At 53.5% G+C, this 20,961-nt stretch carries 16 protein-coding genes; 11 read left to right on the top strand and 5 right to left on the bottom strand.

What is annotated here, in order from left to right; genetic code table 11:
* Positions 1-152: 152 nt before the first annotated feature.
* The 7 genes from OCU43_RS19400 to OCU43_RS19370 all read left to right on the top strand — a co-directional run bounded on the left by OCU43_RS19400 (position 153) and on the right by OCU43_RS19370 (position 9,624).
* Positions 153-1,262, top strand: coding sequence for a WD40/YVTN/BNR-like repeat-containing protein (locus tag OCU43_RS19400; protein WP_175483560.1), 1,110 nt, complete (start codon positions 153-155; stop codon positions 1,260-1,262).
* The gene (locus OCU43_RS19395; RefSeq protein ID WP_091360125.1) at positions 1,255-3,639 is read left to right on the top strand and encodes an efflux RND transporter permease subunit; all 2,385 of its coding nucleotides are present in this window, start codon (positions 1,255-1,257) and stop codon (positions 3,637-3,639) included. The genes OCU43_RS19400 and OCU43_RS19395 overlap by 8 nt, the downstream gene beginning before the upstream one ends.
* Positions 3,626-4,462 carry a universal stress protein gene (locus OCU43_RS19390; RefSeq protein ID WP_091360124.1) on the top strand — a complete coding sequence of 279 codons (837 nt, stop codon included), beginning with the start codon at positions 3,626-3,628 and terminating at the stop codon, positions 4,460-4,462. The genes OCU43_RS19395 and OCU43_RS19390 overlap by 14 nt, the downstream gene beginning before the upstream one ends.
* A 257-nt stretch (positions 4,463-4,719) precedes the next feature.
* Positions 4,720-6,519, top strand: coding sequence for an acyl-CoA dehydrogenase C-terminal domain-containing protein (locus OCU43_RS19385; protein WP_091360123.1), 1,800 nt, complete (start codon positions 4,720-4,722; stop codon positions 6,517-6,519).
* Between the two features lie 20 nt (positions 6,520-6,539).
* A complete protein-coding gene (locus OCU43_RS19380; RefSeq protein WP_245756606.1) occupies positions 6,540-6,995 on the top strand; it encodes an SCP2 sterol-binding domain-containing protein in 456 nt (151 codons plus the stop codon).
* Positions 6,996-7,147: 152 nt separating this feature from the next.
* Complete coding sequence (locus OCU43_RS19375; RefSeq protein WP_091360122.1) at positions 7,148-8,812, top strand: AMP-binding protein; 1,665 nt, start codon at positions 7,148-7,150, stop codon at positions 8,810-8,812.
* 41 nt (positions 8,813-8,853) lie between these two features.
* Complete coding sequence (locus OCU43_RS19370; RefSeq protein ID WP_091360121.1) at positions 8,854-9,624, top strand: enoyl-CoA hydratase; 771 nt, start codon at positions 8,854-8,856, stop codon at positions 9,622-9,624.
* 40 nt (positions 9,625-9,664) lie between these two features.
* On the opposite strand, the gene OCU43_RS19365 is transcribed toward OCU43_RS19370, so the two are convergent.
* Positions 9,665-10,243 carry a 1-acyl-sn-glycerol-3-phosphate acyltransferase gene (locus OCU43_RS19365; protein ID WP_091360119.1) on the bottom strand — a complete coding sequence of 193 codons (579 nt, stop codon included), beginning with the start codon at positions 10,241-10,243 and terminating at the stop codon, positions 9,665-9,667.
* A gap of 393 nt (positions 10,244-10,636) precedes the next feature.
* Between OCU43_RS19365 and fadB the strand changes: the two genes are divergently transcribed.
* From fadB to OCU43_RS19350, 3 genes are all read left to right on the top strand, one after another.
* Entirely contained in the window at positions 10,637-12,808 is a 2,172-nt protein-coding gene (fadB, locus tag OCU43_RS19360) for a fatty acid oxidation complex subunit alpha FadB (RefSeq protein WP_091360117.1), read from the top strand.
* Between the two features lie 13 nt (positions 12,809-12,821).
* Positions 12,822-14,000, top strand: coding sequence for an acetyl-CoA C-acyltransferase FadA (gene fadA / locus OCU43_RS19355; protein ID WP_091360116.1), 1,179 nt, complete (start codon positions 12,822-12,824; stop codon positions 13,998-14,000).
* 81 nt (positions 14,001-14,081) lie between these two features.
* Positions 14,082-14,672 carry an acyl carrier protein phosphodiesterase gene (locus tag OCU43_RS19350; RefSeq protein WP_091360114.1) on the top strand — a complete coding sequence of 197 codons (591 nt, stop codon included), beginning with the start codon at positions 14,082-14,084 and terminating at the stop codon, positions 14,670-14,672.
* A gap of 15 nt (positions 14,673-14,687) precedes the next feature.
* On the opposite strand, the gene OCU43_RS19345 is transcribed toward OCU43_RS19350, so the two are convergent.
* From OCU43_RS19345 to msrB, 3 genes are all read right to left on the bottom strand, one after another.
* Complete coding sequence (locus OCU43_RS19345) at positions 14,688-15,797, bottom strand: GIY-YIG nuclease family protein (protein ID WP_139203202.1); 1,110 nt, start codon at positions 15,795-15,797, stop codon at positions 14,688-14,690.
* Positions 15,798-15,979: 182 nt separating this feature from the next.
* Positions 15,980-16,363: a hypothetical protein gene (locus OCU43_RS19340; protein ID WP_091360110.1), complete on the bottom strand. Its 384-nt coding sequence runs from the start codon at positions 16,361-16,363 to the stop codon at positions 15,980-15,982.
* A gap of 94 nt (positions 16,364-16,457) precedes the next feature.
* A complete protein-coding gene (gene msrB, locus OCU43_RS22320; RefSeq protein ID WP_091360108.1) occupies positions 16,458-17,624 on the bottom strand; it encodes a peptide-methionine (R)-S-oxide reductase MsrB in 1,167 nt (388 codons plus the stop codon).
* Between the two features lie 152 nt (positions 17,625-17,776).
* Between msrB and OCU43_RS19330 the strand changes: the two genes are divergently transcribed.
* Positions 17,777-18,469: a PilZ domain-containing protein gene (locus OCU43_RS19330; RefSeq protein WP_091360106.1), complete on the top strand. Its 693-nt coding sequence runs from the start codon at positions 17,777-17,779 to the stop codon at positions 18,467-18,469.
* A gap of 58 nt (positions 18,470-18,527) precedes the next feature.
* On the opposite strand, the gene OCU43_RS19325 is transcribed toward OCU43_RS19330, so the two are convergent.
* Positions 18,528-20,759, bottom strand: a complete 2,232-nt coding sequence (locus tag OCU43_RS19325) for a slr1591 family oxidoreductase (RefSeq protein WP_091360104.1) — start codon at positions 20,757-20,759, stop codon at positions 18,528-18,530.
* Positions 20,760-20,961 lie beyond the last annotated feature (202 nt).

Genomic DNA, 20,961 nt, shown 5'->3' with positions numbered 1-20,961 from the left:
AGTGTTAACGAAATTGCCACTATTTGTTATTGAGCATCTGACCGTTTTTGTTAATGATTCCAGCCTAAGCGATTTATTTCGGACGGTTGCTGAAGGATGCGGGCGTCGGAGAAAAAATTAATTCCTGCATAATGATAATAACTGGGAAACGTATGGATCTGATCCGGTCACTCACTGGCTTTATTATAGTATCGGCTACTCTGATGGCGGGCGCTGCTGCGGCGCAATCTGGAGTGGATCGGCTTACTACCCCCGCTTTACCCTCCTATCGTGCTGCTCAGACGCTGTTGCTGGATATAGCCGCCAGCGGTAATCAGTTGGTTGCTGTGGGTGATCAGGGCGTGGTGATGCGCTCAACCGATCAGGGACAAAGCTGGCAGCAGCAGTCAACTCCGTTCAGCGTGATGCTGACGTCGGTCTGCTTTGCTGATGCTCAACATGGGTGGCTGACCGGGCACGATGGCCTGCTGGCCGAGACCGACGATGGTGGTGTCAACTGGCACTTGTTGCTGGACGGTAATCAGATCAATCAGCTGCGCTTGCAGCGGTTGCAACAGAAGATGGCAGAGTTACAGGCAGCGCTTGATGCCCAGCCGGATAATGCCCAACTGGCTGAGCAGCTGGACAATGTGTCCTGGCAGGCGGGTGACGCTGCTGCGGCGGTGGATGATGGGGCGGGGGTGCCGCTGCTGGATATCTGGTTTGCCGACTCTCAGCGCGGCTTTGCTCTGGGAGGCTATGGCCTGTTACTGAAAACCGAGGATGGTGGTGACAGCTGGGCATACTGGGGTGATCGGCTGGACAATCCGGATAACTTTCACCTGAACGCTATGAGAGCGGATCATCGGGGAAATCTGTACATCGTGGGTGAGGCCGGGTTGCTGTTTCGCTCAGAGGATGGCGGCGATCACTGGCAACGTATAGAGACTCCTTATGATGGCTCTTTTTTCGGCATCACCGAATTCAACAACCAACTCTATCTGATGGGGCTGCGAGGCCACCTCTTTCGTTCGACCGACGGGCTGGAATGGCTGCCGGTGGAGACCGGGCATGCAGCAACTCTGGTCAGCGCGGTGACTCAGGCGCAGCAACTGGTATTACTGGGGCAGGGGGGGCTGATCCTGCAGAGTGCCGATGGTCAGCATTTCTCGCAGCTGCCCAGTGGTGGACGGCACTCTCTGAGTGCCGGGTTGGCGTTGAATGGAGGGTATATTCTGGTAGGTGAGGGCGGTTTGCATACGCTGGAGGTGGCCCATGAATAAGCTCTCCCGGCTCCTGTTAGCACCGATCAAAGGTTCTGAAGAGTTCGCTGAACGATTTCTGTTTCACCACCGGTTACCGGTATTGCTGGTGTTTGCGGCCCTGACCCTGTTCCTCGGTTGGCAGGCGGTGCAGATCCGTCCTGATGCCAGTTTTGTGAAGATGATTCCGACCTCTCATCCCTACGTTGAGAACTATCTCAAAAACCGGGATGACCTTGCCGGACTGGGTAACAGTGTCCGGGTTGCGGTCGCGGTACGAGAGGGGGATATCTTTACCGCTGAGTTTCAGCAGACACTGCAAAAGATTACCGATGAGCTGTTCTTTATTCCCGGCGTTGACCGGGCGGCACTGACCTCAATCTGGACCCCCAATGTCCGCTGGACCGAAGTCACCGAAGAGGGGTTTGTGGGTGGTCCGGTGATTCCGCCGGATTATGATGGCTCGCCCGAGAGTCTTGAACAGATTAAGCTGAATATTCTGCGTTCAGGGCAGGTAGGCCGGTTGGTGGCGAACGATTTCCGCTCGGCGATTGTGCAGGTGCCGCTGTTTGATAAGCATCCGGATACCGGTGAAAAACTCGACTATCAGGTGTTGTCTCAACAGCTGGAAACCCTGATACGGGACCGTTATCAGTCTGACAATATCAGCATTCATATCACCGGTTTTGCCAAGATCGTGGGGGATCTTATCGAGGGTGCCGCGCAGGTGGCGGTGTTTTTTGCTATCGCCCTGCTGATCACCCTGGTACTGCTGTATCTCTATTCCCGCAGTATTACCGGCACGCTGGTGCCGCTGGCCTGCTCTGTGATAGCGGTGATCTGGCAGTTAGGGCTGCTAAAGCTGCTGGGTTATGGGCTGGACCCCTATTCGATGCTGGTGCCGTTTCTGGTATTTGCTATTGCGGTGAGCCACGGAGTACAGATCGTTAATACTATCGCTCTGGAAAGTGCCCGGGGCGCAGATCGATGGCTGGCAGCACGGCGGGCGTTCCGGGCATTGTATATTCCGGGCCTGACGGCGCTGTTATCGGATGGTATCGGATTTGTCACCCTGATGGTGATTGAGATCCGGGTAATTCAGGATCTGGCGATCGCTGCATCGCTCGGGATTGCCGTGATTATTCTCACCAATCTGTTTCTGTTGCCGGTTATCATGTCGCTGTTAGGTATTGGCGAAACGGCGACCCGGAGAGCCCGGGAAGCGGAGCAGAAACAGCACAGTGGCTGGCAGCTGCTGACCTGGTTTGCGACCCCCTCCGGTGCCCGGGTTGCTGTGGTGATTGCGCTGATGATGTTGCTGGGTGGCGTGTATCAGGGGCAGAAGCTACAGATCGGTGATCTTGATAGCGGTGCTCCGGAGCTGCGTCCGGATTCAAGATATAATCTTGATAACCGCTTTATCACTCAGCACTATTCGACCTCCAGCGATATCTTTGTGGTGATGGTCAGTACCGATAAAGATCAATGCTCCAGCTTTTCCACGCTGTCGCTGGTGGACCGGTTTCAGTATTACCTGACCAATATTGCCGGGGTGCAGTCCAGTGTATCGCTGGTGGATGTGTCCAAACGGGTGACATCCGGGCTCAATGAGGGCAGCCTGAAGTGGCGTACTGTGAGCCGTAATCAACTGGTGATCAACGCCTCTCTCTCCTACGTGCCCGCGGGACTTATGAACCCCTCCTGTTCATTGTTGCCGGTGATCATCTTTCTTGATGATCATAAGGCCGCAACCCTGAATAACCTGACCCGCCAGATCGCGTCGTTTGCCGCGGAGTATGGTTCGGACCGGATACAGTTTGAGATGGCAGCCGGCAACTCCGGTTTTGAGGCCGCCACCAATGAGGTGATCGGTACTGCTCAGTATCAGATGCTGGCCTGGGTTTACGCGGTGGTGGGTTTGCTCTGTCTGCTGACCTTCCGGTCACTGAAGACTCTGGTGTGTATCATTGCACCGCTGGCGCTGACCTCGATTCTCTGTCAGGCCTTGATGGCCAGCTTTGGTATCGGCGTCAAAGTAGCGACCCTGCCGGTGATTGCTCTGGGGGTAGGCATTGGTGTCGATTACGGCATCTATATCTATTCCAAACTCAATACCTATCTGGTGCAGGGGATGCCGTTGCAGGAGGCTTATCTTAATACGCTTAAAACAACCGGTAAATCGGTGGCTTTCACCGGCTTAACGCTGGCGATTGGCGTGGTGCTGTGGGTCTTTTCTCCGATTAAATTTCAGGCGGATATGGGCGTGTTACTCACCTTTATGTTCCTCTGGAATATGCTGGGTGCTCTGGTGTTGCTGCCCGCGCTTGCCTGTCTGCTTAACTGTGGAGCGAAAGCTACTGTTACAACCCCTCCGGAGGTAAAAAATGTTGTTAAATAAACGGTTGTTGCTGGTGCTGGATCAGCAGGATCAGTCGTGCAATGCATTGCAGCGTTGTCGTCTGATCGCCGGACGTTTGCATAGTCAGGTAACCCTGATCTGGCTTGGCGACAGCATTGAAAAAGCGGAAGCCGCTGTGCAGCAGCTGGAGAGTGATGGCATCTCTGTGGCGCTTCATGTCGTCGCCAGAGATAAGCTCTTAAAGTTACTGGCTAAGTTTCTGCAACAGCAGCCTTTTGGCTTGTTAATAAAGAGTTGTGATCCCCGCAGTAAAGGCTTTATGACTTCGGTGGATGGTCAGATTCTGCGGGAACTTCCCTGTCCGGTATTGATGGTTAAGCGAGATCTGCTCTGGCAGGATGGCGTGGTGATGGCCGCCGTTAACTCGCTGGCTAATGATGCTCACCAGCGACGACTCAATGATGATGTCCTTAAAGTTGCAGCTCAGATTGCCCTGGCGACCGGATCAACCTTAGCCGCTGCGGTTGCCTGCCCCTCTGCGATGATGGGCGCTGATCCTGTGATGCAGTCAGAGGAGTTGATTCAGAAGAAAGCGCATCAGGCTCTTGAAGCACAGTTAAGCCGGTTGCAGTTGCAGGCACAGGATGTTGCTGTAGGAGAGGGGCCTGCTGAATACTGGATTCCTGAAGCTGCAGCGAAGCAGTCTGCGCGGTTGGTGGTGATCGGTACCCGGGCCCGCGGCGGCTTAAAGGGGGCGTTGATCGGGAATACTGCCGAACGGATATTGCCGCGGCTGGATTGCGATATTCTGGTACTGCGGATCGGGTTGTCTGATCAGGTGGTTCCTGTGTTACAGCAGTAAATAGACTTCAGTCCAGAAGCCCGGTTTATCCGGGCTTTTTTGTTAATAAAAAATACCTATCTATTATTTTTTAAGTTTATGAAAAATAAGGATTAAATGGTTTTAAATATCGATATGATTTTTTGTGTTAGTGATAATGGAAGGTTTTGTTATTGGTAATGTGGGGTATTTGATAGATCCTCATGGCATACAATAATTAACACAAGATACCTGTGTCCCTGATGCAGGTGCGATACAGGATCTGTCGAGGTGTCATCATGCCGGAATATAAAGCGCCCTTAAAAGATATACAGTTTGTACTGGACGAAATGCTGCACAGTGAACAGCACTACCAGAGCCTGCCGGGCTGTGAAGAGGCGACCCCGGATATGGTGGCCGCTATTCTGGAAGAGGGGGCAAAGTTTGCTGAGCGGGTGCTGGCACCCCTGAATCAGGTGGGTGACCGGGAAGGCTGTCAACTAACGGATGGCGAGGTGAAAACGCCTACCGGTTTTAAAGAGGCCTATCAGCAGTTTGTTGAAGGGGGCTGGCCCTCTCTGGCCCATGATCCTGAATGGGGTGGGCAGGGGTTACCGGAATCGATCGGTATTGTACTCAATGAGATGGTTGGCTCCGCCAACTGGTCCTGGAGTATGTACCCGGGGTTGAGCCACGGGGCGATGAATACCATTGAAGCTCATGGTACAGAAGCGCAGAAACAGACCTACCTGACCCGGCTGATCAGTGGCGAGTGGACCGGTACTATGTGTCTGACCGAATCCCATTGCGGTACCGATCTGGGGATGCTGAAAACCAAAGCGGAACCCCAGGCCGACGGCAGCTATAAAATCAGCGGCACCAAGATCTTTATCTCCGCTGGTGAGCACGATATGGCAGATAACATCGTTCATATCGTGCTGGCCCGTCTGCCGGATGCTCCCCAGGGGACCAAAGGTATCTCGCTGTTTATCGTACCCAAGTTTCTGCCCAATAGTGATGGTAATGTCGGTGAACGGAATAACCTGAGTTGTGGTTCACTGGAACATAAGATGGGGATTCATGGTAACGCTACCTGTGTGATGAACTTTGATGGCGCTACCGGCTATCTGATCGGACCGGAAAACAAAGGCCTGAACTGTATGTTCACCTTTATGAATACCGCACGTCTGGGTACCGCGCTGCAGGGGCTGGCCCATGCGGAGTGGGGCTATCAGAACTCACTGGCTTACGCCCGGGACCGTTTGCAGATGCGGGCGCTGAATGGCCCTGCCTGTCCCGACAAGCCTGCTGATCCGATTATTGTTCATCCTGATGTGCGCCGCATGCTGCTGACCCAGAAAGCCTTTGCTGAAGGCGGACGGGCGCTGATCTATTACTGCGCGCAGCTGGTAGACAGAGTTAACCTGACCACCGATAGTGATGAGCGGCAGCAGGCCGACACTCAGCTGGCTTTCCTGACACCGATAGCTAAAGCGTTTCTGACTGAAACCGGCTTTGAATCAGCCAATCTGGGATTACAGATCTTTGGTGGGCACGGTTATATCAGTGAGTGGGGGATGGAACAAAACGTTCGTGATAGTCGTATCTCGATGTTGTATGAAGGCACCACCGGGATTCAGGCGCTCGATCTGTTAGGCCGTAAAGTGCTGATGACTCAGGGCGAATCCCTGAAATCCTTTACCAAAGTGGTACATAAGTTCTGCCAGTCCCAGGCTGAGAATCGTGCCATGCAGGAGTTTATCAGTCCGCTTGCCCGATTGAATAAAGAGTGGGGTGATCTGACCACGCGTATCGGCATGAAAGCGATGATGAACCGGGAAGAGGTCGGTGCCGCTTCTGTGGATTACCTGATGTATTCCGGCTATGCAACGATGGCCTATTTGTGGGCCAGAATGGCCGTCACTGCGCAGCAGAAACTGGATGCCGGTGAAGGCGACCGGAGCTTCTATCAGGCGAAACTGAAAACCGCTAGGTTCTACTTTGAGCGGATTCTGCCCCGGACGAAAACCCTGGAAGCGACCATCGATTCCGGTGCGGATAATCTGCTGGCGATGGATGAAGCAGAGTTTTCCTGCTGAACCGGGCCGTTGAAATAACAATGAAACTATTTGCCACCAAGTTGGTACGAAGCAAAGCCGGTCAGGCATTACTGACCGGTCTGATCAGAGTTAATCATCGCGTGCGGCGTCAGGGTTCACGCATGTCGTCGCAGCTAAAAGCAACAGAGGAGAGGGATATGTCAGAGATTCAGGGGCTGTTTGAAACCATGGCCGGGCGCTTTAACAGCGATGCCGCGGCAGGCCTGGAGGCGGTGTTTCAGTATAAGTTGGATGAAGGCGATGCCTATTATGTGGCTATTTCAGGTGGGGAGTGTGCGCTGGATAAAGGGCTGCATGATAATCCCAGTGTGGTTCTGATGATGGACAGCGAGACCTTCAAAGAGGTGCTGGAGGGAGAAACGAACGGTATGCAGGCGTTTATGGCTGGTCGCATCCGTGCTGAAGGCGATGTGATGCTGGCAACCCGCCTGGAAGCCCTGTTTCCTGCCGGTTAATCCGTAAATCAGCAGTACTGCGTCACGGTTACTGCTGATTATATTAGACTTTTTCCTCTGAGCACTTATGCTGAGAGCAACGGGTTTAACGCTGCACCCGGTATAAAAAACAGCTTAACAACAATAACAATGACAGTAGACGGGATCTGAATATGGATCAAAAAGTACGCGGTAGCTGGATTCCAGAAAGTCTGAATCCAAAAGGCTATAACACGCTGACCGATGTTATCCAGCGAATCGTCAGCGAATATGCCTCTAAAACCGCCTTTACCAGCTTTGGCAATGCGATGAGCTATGCCGAACTGGGGCAGTTGTCGGATGCGTTTGCCGTTTACCTGCAGCAGGAAACCGATCTGCAACCGGGTGATCGTATTGCGATTCAACTGCCGAACCTGAATCAGTATCCGGTGGTGCTGTTCGGCGCGCTCAAAGCGGGCCTGATCATCGTGAATACGAACCCGTTGTACACTCCCAGGGAGCTGGAAAAACAGTTTAATGACTCGGGCGCTAAAGCGCTGGTGGTCTACAAAGGGGTTGCACATAATGTTGATAAAATTATTGCTAACACCCCGATAAAATATGTTTTTACCACCCAGATTGCCGATCTGCACCCGCCTTTAAAACGGCTGCTGATCAACTCGGTGGTGAAATATATCAGGAAGATGGAACCTGCGTACCATCTGCCCCAGGCGATCGAACTGCGGCATGTGTTAAAGCAAAAGGCAGGTCAGAAGCCCCAGGTGGTGCCTCAGAACTGCAGCGATATTGCGGTGCTGCAATATACCGGCGGCACTACCGGTGTCTCCAAAGGTGCAATGCTGACCCATGGCAACCTGATCTCCAACTTCCTTCAGGGGGTTAAGCTGATCTCAGATGCCGATAAGCACTGGGCGGAGATGGTGGTCGCGCCGTTACCGCTTTATCATATCTATGCCTTTACTATCACCATGGCGGTGCTTGAGCTGGGCGGTAATAACCTGCTGATTGCCAACCCCCGTGATATATCTGGCTTTGTCAAAGAGCTGCAAAAGCATGCGGTATCGGCGTTTATCGGACTGAATACCCTGTTTGTTGCGATCTGTAATCATAAAGACAGCCATCTGATCGATTTCAGCCATCTTAAAGTCACTCTGTCCGGCGGTATGGCGCTGACCTTAGCTGCGGCGAAGGCCTGGGAGAAGCTGACCGGTTGCCAGGTGCTGGAAGCTTACGGCCTGACGGAAACGTCGCCGGCGGTGGCGATGAACCCGCCGCGAAATATCCGTGTGGGCACAATAGGCCCACCGGTGGCGGAGACCGAGGTAAAAATTGTCGGCGCTGAGGGCCAGGCTCTGGGTGTCGGCGAGCCAGGGGAACTTTGTGTTAAGGGGCCTCAGGTGATGCTGGGATACTGGCAGAAAGAGCAGGCTACCCGCAGTTGTTTTACCGATGATGGCTTCTTTATTACCGGTGATGTGGCGATTATTGAGGCGGATGGTTATCTGCGAATCGTTGACCGGGCAAAAGATATGATCAATGTGTCCGGCTTTAATGTGTATCCCAATGAAGTTGAGGATGTCGTCACTCTGCATCCTGCGGTGGTTGAGTGCGCTGCAGTGGGAGTGCCTGATGTTCACAGTGGCGAGATCGTAAAGCTTTTTGTGGTGACGAAAGAAAAGGTCACCAGCGAAGAGATTCGCGACTGGTGTAAAGAGCGCCTGACCCCTTATAAAGTGCCTAAGATCGTCGAGTTTGCCGATGAGCTGCCCAAATCAAATGTGGGCAAAGTGCTGCGGCGTATGTTGCGCAACGAGAAGCCCGGTAGTCATGCTGCCTGAAATATTGTCGAAATCAGATTCTGACTATACAGGAGTCGGCTATGAGTGAACTGCTGAGTATCACCACCCAGGGGCATCTGTGTCATATTCGCCTGAACCGTCCCGAGAAGAAAAATGCCCTCACGCTACCGCTGTATGAGGGGTTAACTACAGCACTGATCAGTGCGGATGAGAACCCTGATGTCAGAGTCATCGTGCTGGGTTCCACTGGCGACAGCTTTTGCTCCGGTAACGATATTGCTGATTTTATCGCGGCAGCAGGGCGTCCGGATGCCGTTAAGATACCGTTGCTGTTTTTGCATACTATCGCTTCCCTGAAAAAGCCGATTATTGCCGTGGTGCCCGGTGCTGCGGTCGGTATCGGTACTACTCTGTTGCTGCATTGTGATCTGGTGATCGCCAGTGATCAGGCCCGTTTTCAGCTGCCCTTTGCCCGTTTGGGGTTGGTGCCTGAAGGTGGCTCTAGCTTGCTGATACCGCAACTGGTGGGGCATCGTCGGGCATTTGAACTGCTAGTGATGGGCGAGTCTTTCAGTGCCGCAACCGCCCGGGATCTGGGGCTGATCAATCAGGTGGTTATGCATCACAGTTTAGAGGATCTGGCAATGTTGCAGGCGGAGAAGCTGGCGGGTCTGGCACCTGAAGCGGTACGGCAGAGTAAGGCGATGCTGCGCAGCTATACCCAGTCTCAGCTGGAGGAGGTAATGGTGGCGGAGGTTGAACAGTTTGCTGCCCGGTTGGGTTCAGCCGAAGCTGCCGAAGCGTTACAGGCGTTTATAGAGAAGCGTGAAGCGGATTTTTCCCGTTTCTGAGGAGCGTCTGTCAGGTGAGTTCACGCGAAAGCGTTATGATTTACTGATTTCCCTTATGGCGTAATAACAGGTCGCCATACAGAGCTTTAATTTCCTCAAGGTCTTTATCGATATCACCACTGGTTGTATAGCTGCAGTAGATACCGGCTTTACGGGCTCGCAGGTCCAGATAGGCGGTCAGAACCGGAACCCCGGCCTGATGGGCGATATGGTAGAAGCCGGTTTTCCACTCGTCGACCTGCGAGCGGGTTCCCTCGGGAGCGATCACCAGATAGAGTTGATCCGCATGGTCAAACTGAGCGGCTGCCTGGGAGACCACATTGAGGGATTTTGAACGGTCGATGGGAATTCCACCCAGCCACATCATCAGGTGACGGAAGGGAAATCTGAATATCTGTACCTTGCCCATCCAGTAGATGGGAAGTTCCTGGCTGAACGCCAGCATCAGTGCGTAGGGCAGATCCCAGTTACTGGTATGGGGAGCTCCGATCAGCACGCACTTATCGATCCCCTGAATGGCGCTAAAATCCAGTTGCCACTTGTTCATCTTCAGAAATTTGCGGGAAACCCAGCGCAGCGCGGGTTGTAGTACCGGATTGTCAAAAATAGTCGAGTGCATGAGATATCTGAAAGTGTCGCTGTTTTGACGTTATTGTAATGTTAATTGTCCCTGTCTGATACGTAACAACCCTTTAGTCCGTTGGCGGCTGTCCCGCATTACTGATCGAGAAACACTATAAAAGCCGTAGCCGATCATTTTTTTGCTCATAATTGTGATTCAGTTGTTTCTTGTAATCTTTTGTTTTTAAACGATATAAATTAAATATAGACGATTTTGTTACTGATAAAGGCTATTTTTGTTATTGCTGGAAAATCCCCCGCGACTAGTATTAAAAAGTCTGTACTGTACGCAGTGTTATCTCCCTGTTTCTGATTTGGCAGTCCGGCGTACAGAGAAAGAGTCAGATGTTTACTATGACGAACAATAATTATCCTGAGTATGGAGTGCACCATGCAATTTGAAGGAAAGGCTATTCAGGTTCGGGAGATCGACAACGGCTTGTATGAGCTGTGTTTTGATCTGAGCAATGAACCGGTGAATAAGTTTAATCAACTCACCCTGGGGGAGCTGAAAGATGCGCTGACCCAGCTGAGTGCGGTTGAAGACATTAAGGGTGTGCTGTTCAGCAGTGCCAAAGAGAGTTTTATTGTCGGTGCCGATATTACAGAGTTCAGTTCGCTGTTTGAACAGGGTGAGGCGGGACTGATCGCTAAACTGCTGGAAACTCACGGGATTTTCAACGCGGTGGAAGATCTGCCCTGTCCGACGGTTGTTGCGATTAATGGTCTGGCGCTGGGAGGGGGATTTGAGCTGTGCCTCTCCACCGATTATCGGGTGATGGGCGAAAAAGCCAAAGTGGGGCTGCCGGAAGTGAAGCTGGGGATCAACCCAGGCTGGGGCGGTATTGTGCGCCTGCCCCGGATTATCGGGATCGACAATGCCAATGAATGGATCTGTACCGGTGCCGAAAAACGCGCCGATGCGGCACTGAAAGATGGTGCAGTGGATGCGGTTGTAGCCCAGGACCGGGTACGTGAGGCGGCGCTTGATCTGCTGCGCCAGTGTGCCGAAGGTAAATTCGATTATGCTGCCCGACGTGTTGAAAAACAGAGTCCGGTGAAACTGAATCAGATTGAACAGATGATGGCCTTTGAAACGGCTAAAGGGATGATTGGTGCCAAAGCTGGGCCTCACTATCCTGCGCCGTTACAGGCAGTGAAAACGATTCAGAAGTCCTGCGGTATGGATCGTGACAGAGCGATTCAGGCTGAGGTTGAGGGCGTTGCTAAACTGGCCTCCGGACCCGTGGTGAAAGCCTTGGTCGGCCTGTTCATGAAGGACCAGTATGTGAAAAAAGTCAGCCGGGGCTATGAAGCGAAGGCTGAAAAGGTGACCCAGGCGGCTGTTCTGGGGGCTGGTATTATGGGCGGCGGCGTTGCCTATCAGTCGGCCTCAAAAGGGGTGCCGATTCTGATGAAGGATATCAACGAAGCGGCGATTCAACTGGGCCTGGATGAGGCTAACAAGCTGCTGGGTGGTCAGTTGAAACGGGGTCGCATCGATGCGGCGAAGATGGCGCAGACGATCAACCGGATTCGTCCGACCCTCAGCTATGGTGATTTCAACACCGTCGATCTGGTGGTTGAGGCGGTGGTTGAAAATCCAAAAGTGAAGGGGATGGTGCTGGCAGAGACCGAACAACATATCGCCAGCGATGCGGTGCTGGCGTCAAACACTTCAACGATCTCTATTACCGAACTGGCCAAATCGCTCAAACGGCCGGAAAACTTCTGTGGTATGCACTTCTTCAACCCGGTACATATGATGCCGCTGGTGGAGGTGATCCGCGGAGAGAAAACCTCTGAAGCAACCATCGCCCGCACCGTGGCGTATGCTACTGCGATGGGGAAAACGCCGATTGTGGTGAATGATTGCCCTGGGTTCCTGGTAAACCGGGTGCTGTTTCCCTACTTTGGCGGTTTTAATGGTCTGTTACAGGATGGTGCGGATTTCCGTCAGGTAGATAAAGTGATGGAAGGCTTTGGCTGGCCGATGGGCCCCGCTTATCTGCTGGATGTGGTCGGTATCGACACCGCCCACCATGCGGATCAGGTGATGGCCGCGGGCTTCCCGGAGCGCATGGCGCACGAAGGTGAGTCGGTGATTGACCGGATGTATAGTCTGGAGCGTTATGGTCAGAAGAACAGCAAGGGCTTCTACCGTTATGAGTTGGATCGCAAGGGCAAACCTGCCAAGCTTGCTGATGAGGACGTCGATCAGTTGCTGCAGGGGGCTGTTGGCAGTGCCAGGTCGTTTGAGGATCAGGAAATCATTGAACGGATGATGATCCCGTTGTGTATCGAAACGGTTCGTTGTCTGGAGGAACAGATTGTTGCCTCACCGGCAGAAGCGGATATGGCGTTGATCTATGGTATCGGTTTCCCGCCGTTCCGGGGCGGAGTCTTCCACTACCTGGATGAGATGGGGCTGGCCGCATTCTGTGAGATGGCTGATAAGTATGCTGAGCTGGGACCGCTGTATCAGCCAACCGAAACGATGCAGCAGATGGCGGCCAGTGGTGCCACCTACCTGAACGCTCAATCAAACAAGCACGCTAACTAAGGAGGAATCGAAGATGAGTCTGAATCCAAATGATGTAGTCATCGTCGATGCGGTGCGCACCCCGATGGGCAAGTCAAAAGGGGGTTCCTTCCGTAATGTGCGGGCTGAGGAGCTGTCTGCCAGGGTGATGAACGCTTTGCTGGAGCGTAATCCCAATGTCAATCCGGCAGAGATTGAAGATGTGATCTGGGGCTGTGTTAACCAGACCAAAGAGCAGGGCTTTAATATCGGCCGTAATGCAGCGGTGCTGGCAGGGCTGCCCCATAGTGTGGCAGCGCAGACTGTTAATCGCCTGTGTGGTTCCTCTATGGCGGCACTGCATACCGCGGCCCAGGCGATCATGAGTGGCAACGGTGACCTGTTTATGGTTGGCGGGGTTGAGCACATGGGGCATCTGGACATTCTTCACGGTATCGATATCAATCCGCAGATGAGTAAGCAGGTGGCTAAGGCTGCGATGATGATGGGCCTGACCGCAGAGATGCTGGGGCGGATGAACATGATCAGTCGTGAAGAGCAGGATGCCTTTGGTGCCCGTTCTCATCGTCTGGCTGATGAGGCCCGCCGTGAAGGTCGTTTTGATAATGAGATTGTGGCCGTTGAAGGACACGATGAAAACGGTTTCAAATCTCTGCTTGAGCAGGATGAGGTTATCCGTCCGGAAACAACCGCAGAAACGCTGGCAACACTGAAGCCGGTCTTTGTACCCAAGGTAGGTACCGTCACTGCCGGCACCTCCTCAGCCTTCTCCGATGGTGCATCGGCGATGCTGATGATGTCGGCAGCCCGGGCTCAGGCGCTCGGTCTGAAGCCCCGGGCGAAGATTCGCTCAATGGCGGTGGCTGGCTGTGATCCTTCTATCATGGGTTACGGGCCGGTACCTGCTACTCAGAAGGCGCTGAAACGGGCTGGTCTGCGAATCGAAGATATCGATTATGTTGAGCTGAATGAAGCCTTTGCTGCTCAGGGACTGGCGGTGTTGAAAAACCTTAAACTGATTGATCAGATGGAGGAGAAAGTTAACCTGAATGGCGGCGCCATCGCCCTGGGCCATCCTCTGGGATGCTCCGGTACCCGGATCTCTACCACCTTGCTGAATGTGATGGAGCAGAATGATGGTAGCCTGGGACTGGCAACCATGTGTATCGGTATGGGGCAGGGGATCGCGACCGTATTTGAACGACTCAACTGATCACCGCGGCAGCGGTGGTTGCCGCTGCTGATAAAACCCCGGATACTGTGACCTGGTGTTACATGATCCGGGGTTTTTTATTTGAATTTTTTCGCGCATCTGGTGTTGGCTGACACAACGGTGGAGTCCCGGGTAGGCAATCTGCTGGGGGACTTTGCCCGTGGCATCGATCAGCAGATGCTGCCCGCGGAGGTTCTGCAGGGGCTGATTAATCATCGTCGGGTCGATCAGTTTACCGATCAGCATGCTGAGGTACAGCAGATGAAGCGTCTGTTTAGTCGACAGCGGCGTCGGTTTGCCGGTATCGCACTGGATGTTTTGTTCGATCACTACCTGCTGAATCACTGGCAGCAGTTCAGCTCTCAGTCTAAGACCCGGGTGGTCGATACTCTGTATGACGATCTGATTGCCGGACAGTCGCTGATGCCACCGCGAATGCAACAGGTCACCCAGCGTATCGTCGGGTCTGACTGGTTTGGCAGCTATGAGCGCCTGGACGGGGTGAGCTACGCGCTTGACCGGATTGCCGGACGGATCAGGTTTAGCAATCAGTTTACCGGAGTGGGGGAGGAGCTTGAACGCCATTATCCCCGGTTTGAAGCGGGCTTCAGTGTCTTTTTTGCAGATCTGGTGCAACAGTTCCCATCACCGCTGATCGACTCCGGGAACTGACAGATTGGCTGCCCTTTAGCGGTTGCGCTGGGCTAATCTGGCCTGCAGAGTACTGATCAGTTCCTGCTGACCATGCCCTGTTTTGCTAACTGCAGGTTCTGCAGTATTGCGGTAACGGGCAATGGTATGGGCTATCTTTTGTTCTTTGTTAAGACCGGGGCGCGCATTCAGACGGGCGGGAGTGGTCTGTTTCTGTGTCAGAGAGAGCGCTGTCGTAGCGCGATTTTTTTCCTGCTGTAACAGGGCAATTTCGGCACTTTTAACGCTATCCCGGTCCAGTTCCAGCCGGCTATCGCGGAGGGCTTCCGCCGGTTTCTTCGGTGTCAGGCTCAGACTACTGCGGATCGCTGATTTGGGTTTGGTTTTGGGCGCGGTTTTACGCATCCCCTGAGCGCGGGCATCGATACGCGCCATCACTGCTGCCATCTCCTGAGCTTCCGCTTTTTGCTTTGAAAGTTTGCTGCTTTCGCGATTTTCCCGCTCCAGGGCAATCTTTTCCCGGATCAGTTTTTCCTGTTTTGCGGAGGCTACTTTACCGCTTGCCAGCTTCGGAGCGGTGGACTGACTGGCCGGCTTTACGGCGGCTTTTTTTGCTTTTGTTTTCGCGCCGCCACCACGTTTACGGGAGTCCATTGCGGCAAGCACCTTGTTCATCGCCCTGGTTTCCTGCCGTTCACGCGCGATGCGTGCTTCCAGTTCGGCATCCCGCTGTTGGGCCAGCAGTTTCAGGTCAACTTCACCGGAGGGCTTGGCGACCTCGCCTTTCAGCAAGGCTTTCTGTTCTGCTTCTTCCAGCAGGGCGAGTGCGGCTTTGCGCTCTTCAGCGCTCTGACGATGCACCTTGCTGGGTTTGGGTTTGGTGATCAGACCCTGCAGGCTTTTACCGTTGAAGGTTTCCAGTGCATCCGCGGTCAGCTCGCGGGCCTCGCTGAGGTTTTCAGCGAAACCGTACTCGCTCAGTGCGAAGCTGTGGGCTCCGGCATTACGAATGTCATTATAAAGTTCGGCCTCAACGCCAGACTCTGCTGCGATCAGCAATGTCTCCCAGTGGCTATCGATATCGTTTCGGGTGGAGCCGACATAAACCTGTTGTGAAACTGTGTTGGTGATGGTGAAAATAATCAAGATATTACCCGGTACCGCTGGCAAAAAGAGGGCGTATTATAGAGATCCGGGAGGCAAAGGTAAGACTTGAAATTTTGTTTTTTTTCAGACAGAAAAATGAGTCGGGCTATCTGACTGATTTCATGGTTTATTCAGCCGATGAGCAGAGCGTCTGCTGGAAAAAAAGTTTAAAAAAAATCCCCTCAGCGGTTCAGCTGGGCGATCCGCTCCGCCAGTTGTTTGTACTCTGAATAGGTGTCGATAGTGGTTTTTCGCAACGAATAAGGGACCTCGGCGAGGGGGTTGATGTTGCCTTGCGGCAGTAGCAGTTGCCAGGCCCGGGTAAACTGGGGTTCCTCATTCAACAACAGTCGGCAGGCAGAGCTGTTCCAGAGGGTCGTTAAATTGTTGCTGGCATCAGCCTGCTGCCGGCAGGCGTTGATCAGGGGCCGCAGCTTGATGATGTAAACGGCTGCGGATCGCGGATCGGTCAGTTGCATCGCGATGGCCGATCCGGAGATGGACAGCAGCATAGCAAACGCCAGCGCTGACAGATAACCCGTGGTATACCGTTGCCTGTGGGACAAACTGCTGCTCCTGTTGAAGGTCTTTAGCGCAGTTTATCCTATTTTTATCGATCGCTCAGCTATGATAGTCACTGTCTGAGCGTTATCCATTGTATTACTCGCTAAACAGACTGAGCAGTTCACCATATCCCTCGGTAACCAGTTGCTCCCGCGGAATAAAACGCAGTGCTGCTGAGTTGATACAGTACCGCAGCCCGGTGGGTTGCGGACCATCGCTGAACAGATGTCCCAGATGGGAATCAGCATACTGGCTGCGCACTTCAGTACGGGTCATAAAGAACTTAGTATCGGTATGCTCCGTCACCGCAGTGGAGGTGATCGGTCGGGTAAAGCTGGGCCAACCGGTACCGGATTTAAACTTGTCTGTGGACGAGAACAGGGGTTCACCGCTGACGATATCCACGTAGATCCCCTCCCGTTTCTCATTCCAGAACTCATTATGAAACGCCCGCTCGGTGCCCTCCTCCTGAGTAACCTCATATTGCAGTTCGGTTAGGGTGTTGCGCAGCTGCTTTTCAGAGGGCTTTCTGAATTGCGCGAAACGGCTGGCCACTGCGGCCTTCTGAGTAGTATCTTTCATCGGGGTTGATGCCTGTGGCAGGTCACGGCCGAACTGAGTAAAGTCCGGGTGCAGGTCATCGCCCCAGGTTTTCTCCAGATACTGATCGCGACCGGAACGGAAGCGGTAGTATTTATACCTGAGGGGATTATGCTTGTAATAATCCTGATGATACTCCTCAGCCGGGTAAAACCGGGTCAGTGGGGTCAGCTCTGTTGCTAACGGTTTGCTATAGCGGCCAGAGGCTGCCAGCTCCTGCATCGACTTTTCTGCAATCAGGCGTTGCTGTTGGTTGTGATAGAACACGGCCGGACGGTACTGATTACCCCGGTCAACAAATGAGCCATCGCCATCGGTAGGATCCATCTGACGCCAGAGGGACTGCAGTAAGCCAGCATAGGTAATCACTTTGGGGTCATAATAGACCTGCACTGATTCTGTGTGCCCGGTGGTGCCGGAGGAGACCTGTTTATAGGTTGGGTTAATCGCCTGACCGCCGGCGTAACCGGAGATCGCCTCTACTACCCCGGGTAGTTTTTCAAAGCCCGCTTCGGTACACCAGAAGCAGCCTCCGGCAAAGGTGGCGACTTTCAGACCCTGTTGTTCAAGATCTTCGCGCACCACGGTCTCCGGACCGGCGGTTACGCTGAGTACGGTTATGCCCGTCAGGGCGACCAGAAACACCGCTATCTTTGTTCTCATCGTTCTAATACTCCATAAACACTGAATGATCTAAGCCTACCGCCGGGCAATGAAATCAAACTGAAAATTCCAAAATGGTGATGTTTGCTTTGACCCCTGAACAGTGCTGTAGTATTGATTGACCTGTAAGCACTAAGATAAATGGAATACTGATGCCAAGTAGAAATGCGAGTGTCATCCTTGATGAACTGCCAGCGATTGAACAGGGATGTGTGATACAGGTTAGTGATGCTGGTGGAGGTCTTAAATATATCTCCCGTTTCTTTGGTGTTGATGGCAAGGTGGTGATCACCCGTTTACCCGCGGTCTCGCAGCTGAAGAAAAGCGGTATGGGGACCGATGAACTGACCTACCGGGATACGTTTACCAGTAAAAGAAAGCTGGTGATGCGGATGATCTCCCATGGTCGGGTTTATGCCTTTGAAACCGAAGTTGTTGATCTCTTCCTGCAGGGCGGCAGGTTGCTGATGACAACCTATCCAAACAAGATTCAGTCGCGGCTGTTGCGCAAGGAACCACGCTATCCCTGTGCGATTCCGGCTGAGCTGGTGATTGGTGAAAACAGTATCAGCGGCATTATGGTCAACTTTAGCAGCGGCGGCGGGCTGCTGAAACTGACCTCATTGGAGGATTCTGAACTGTTGCAGACTGCCCGTAGCGAACAGCAGGAGTGTATTCTGAGGCTGCAGCTGCCCTTTGATGAGCAACTCTCGGAAGTGCACTCCAGGGTGATGTCGTTGTCGGTGGCAGATCAGCAGGTGGGGGTTGCGTTTACCGCTGATCGTGATGTGATTCTGCGTTACATTACAGCGCTGAAACTGGAGTCTATCAGGGACCATTTCTGATCCGGGTATTGTCTGTCGCCACTAGGTTCCGTGCTATCTGTTAAACGCCTTTATCCTTCTACATCAGGGTAACCGAACCGTTGCCCTCGGGTCTGATACTGCCGATGGCGCAGGCTTCGGGGTAGCCTGCTGCCTGGAGTTCGGCAACCACCGCATCCGCCTGATCTGAACTGACCGCTGCGAGCAGTCCGCCAGCGGTTTGCGGGTCAAACAGCAGCTCAGTTAGTGTGTCACCACTGAACTCATCCAGGTTATCCAGGACCGGCGAAAATTTTCGGTTTTGAGGGTGAAGAGAACTGAATAGCCCCGCTCGCAGGCAGGCCAGGGCACCTTCCATGACCGGCAGCTTCTCCAGCCATAGCCGGGCACCGAGGCTGGAGCCATCGAGCATCTCATGCAGATGACCCAACAGGCCAAAACCGGTGATATCGGTACAGGCATGCGCTCCGGCAGCGGTGAGAATTTCGCTGGCGCGGTAGTTGGAGTGCAGCATATGTTGCAGCGCCTGACTTATCCAGCGTCCCTGCGCCTGGCTGCGCATGTCGCTGGCAAACAGCGTGCCGGTGCCCAGGGGTTTGGTGATGATTAACCGGTCTCCCGGTTGCAGTCCCTGTTTGGTGAGCAGTTGCTGACGTTCGGCCAGCCCATTAATGGTGAAGCCCAGCGTCAGTTCGGCACCTTCCGATGTGTGGCCGCCGATCAGGCCGATGCCGCATTCGGTAAACACCTTACTGGCGCCGAGCAACAGATGGCGCAACCGCTGTTCAACAATCTCATCGCTGGCATAGGGCAGGCAGACAATCGCCTGAGCACTCTGCGGGATAGCCCCCATGGCAAAGATATCCCCCAGCGCATGGTTTGCCGCAATCTGACCAAACAGATAATCGTCGCTGACCAGTTGGCGAAAACTATCGACTGACTGCACCAATAGCTTGCCCGGCGGTACCGCTATCACTGCAGCATCATCGGGGCGGTTCAGACCGATCTCAATGTCGTTGGACGGTGGTGGCAGCTGTTTCAGCACCCGGTTGAGAATACTGTGGCCCACTTTGGCGCCGCAGCCACCACAACGCATATCCGGATTTTCGATTTTCAGCTGAGCGCCGGGAACCTGGTCCGGCAGTTGCGTCAGATCGCTGAAACGTTGCATGAATTTCTGATCAATATGGTCTTTCCAGCGCCACACCCAGGCACCAGCAAAACTGAAGGGCCCACGGGAGGCAACTGCATAGCGATCGCCAGTGCTGATCAGACTGAGAAACTGTTGCTGTGGCCGGAAACGGATCAGGGGTTGCCCGGCGAGGGCGGCCAGCAAGTTGCGTAGTAGCGGGGCTCCCTGACGTACCGCAAACACCCCCGCTTTGGGGCGCGGGTGGTTAACCATATCGGCAATATCACCGGTGGCAAATATCTCTGGATGGGAGATCGACTGCAGATAGTCATTGACCCGGATACAGCCGTTATCAGAGCACTCAAGTCCTGCCCGGGCAGGCCATTGGGCACCGCTGGCGGAGGTTGCCCAGATTATCTCGTCCAGTTCGATAACCTCTCCGGTGTCACTGATCACCCGCCCCTGTTTTACCTGAGCGACGCGGAACCCGGTGTGCAGCGCAATGTTTCGCTGTTTCAACACGTTCAGATAGCGTTTTTTTACCCGGTTATTGTGGCCCGTCAGAATCTGCTGTGGGCCGCAAATAATATGGAAATGCAGATGGCTGGTACGTCGCTGCTCTTTACTGAGTAACTTGTGCAGTTTGTACTGCATCGCCAGCATCACTTCAACCGCACTGGCACCACCACCGACTGTGCCGATATGAATATCCTGCTGGTCATCCCCCTGCAGTACACGGTTCTGCAATGCGTCCCAGTAATCCAGTAACGGTTTAACCGGTTTAACCCCGGTGGTGAACTCTGTTGCGCCGGGAATAGTGCTCAGATCGGGGGTTGAACCGGTGTCGATACTCAGCAGGTCGTAACTGAAATCTGGGTGGTGAAGGCACTGCACAGTGCGGTTGAGCGGATCGATACCGGTCACCCTGTCTTCGATAAAGTCGATTCCGGCATAGCGGCAGAAACGGCCCAGGTCGATATGCACCTGATCGAAACTGTAATGTCCGGCAATTAATCCTGGCAGCATGCCCGAATAGGGTGTCTGCACCAGGTTAGAGATCAGGGTAATGCGCACTCCAGCGGGCTTGTTCATTGCCATCATGAGCAGGGCAATAGCGTGGGCGTGTCCACCTCCGATTAAGATCAGGTGTTTACTGGCGGGGGTAGGGTCCTGTTGCATCGGTGCTCGGCCTGTGAAAAAAGTTTGCTATATATTAGCGAATAAATGGCCAGAGATAAGAAAAAAATACCGGGTGATTGCACCCGGTCAATATTAACAAGAGCCTGATATTACCAGCGGGCATGCTGGTAAGCGCTGCAAGGCCAGCGTTTACCATAAACATGATCCCATCGCTGCATATCATTGCCCGTAAGCAAGACGC

Origin of the sequence: Amphritea atlantica (assembly GCF_024347255.1) — a bacterium.
GTDB classification, from domain to species: domain Bacteria; phylum Pseudomonadota; class Gammaproteobacteria; order Pseudomonadales; family Balneatricaceae; genus Amphritea; species Amphritea atlantica.
Note: the sequence above shows the minus strand (reverse complement) of the source record. Positions and strands in the feature narration are given on the sequence as shown.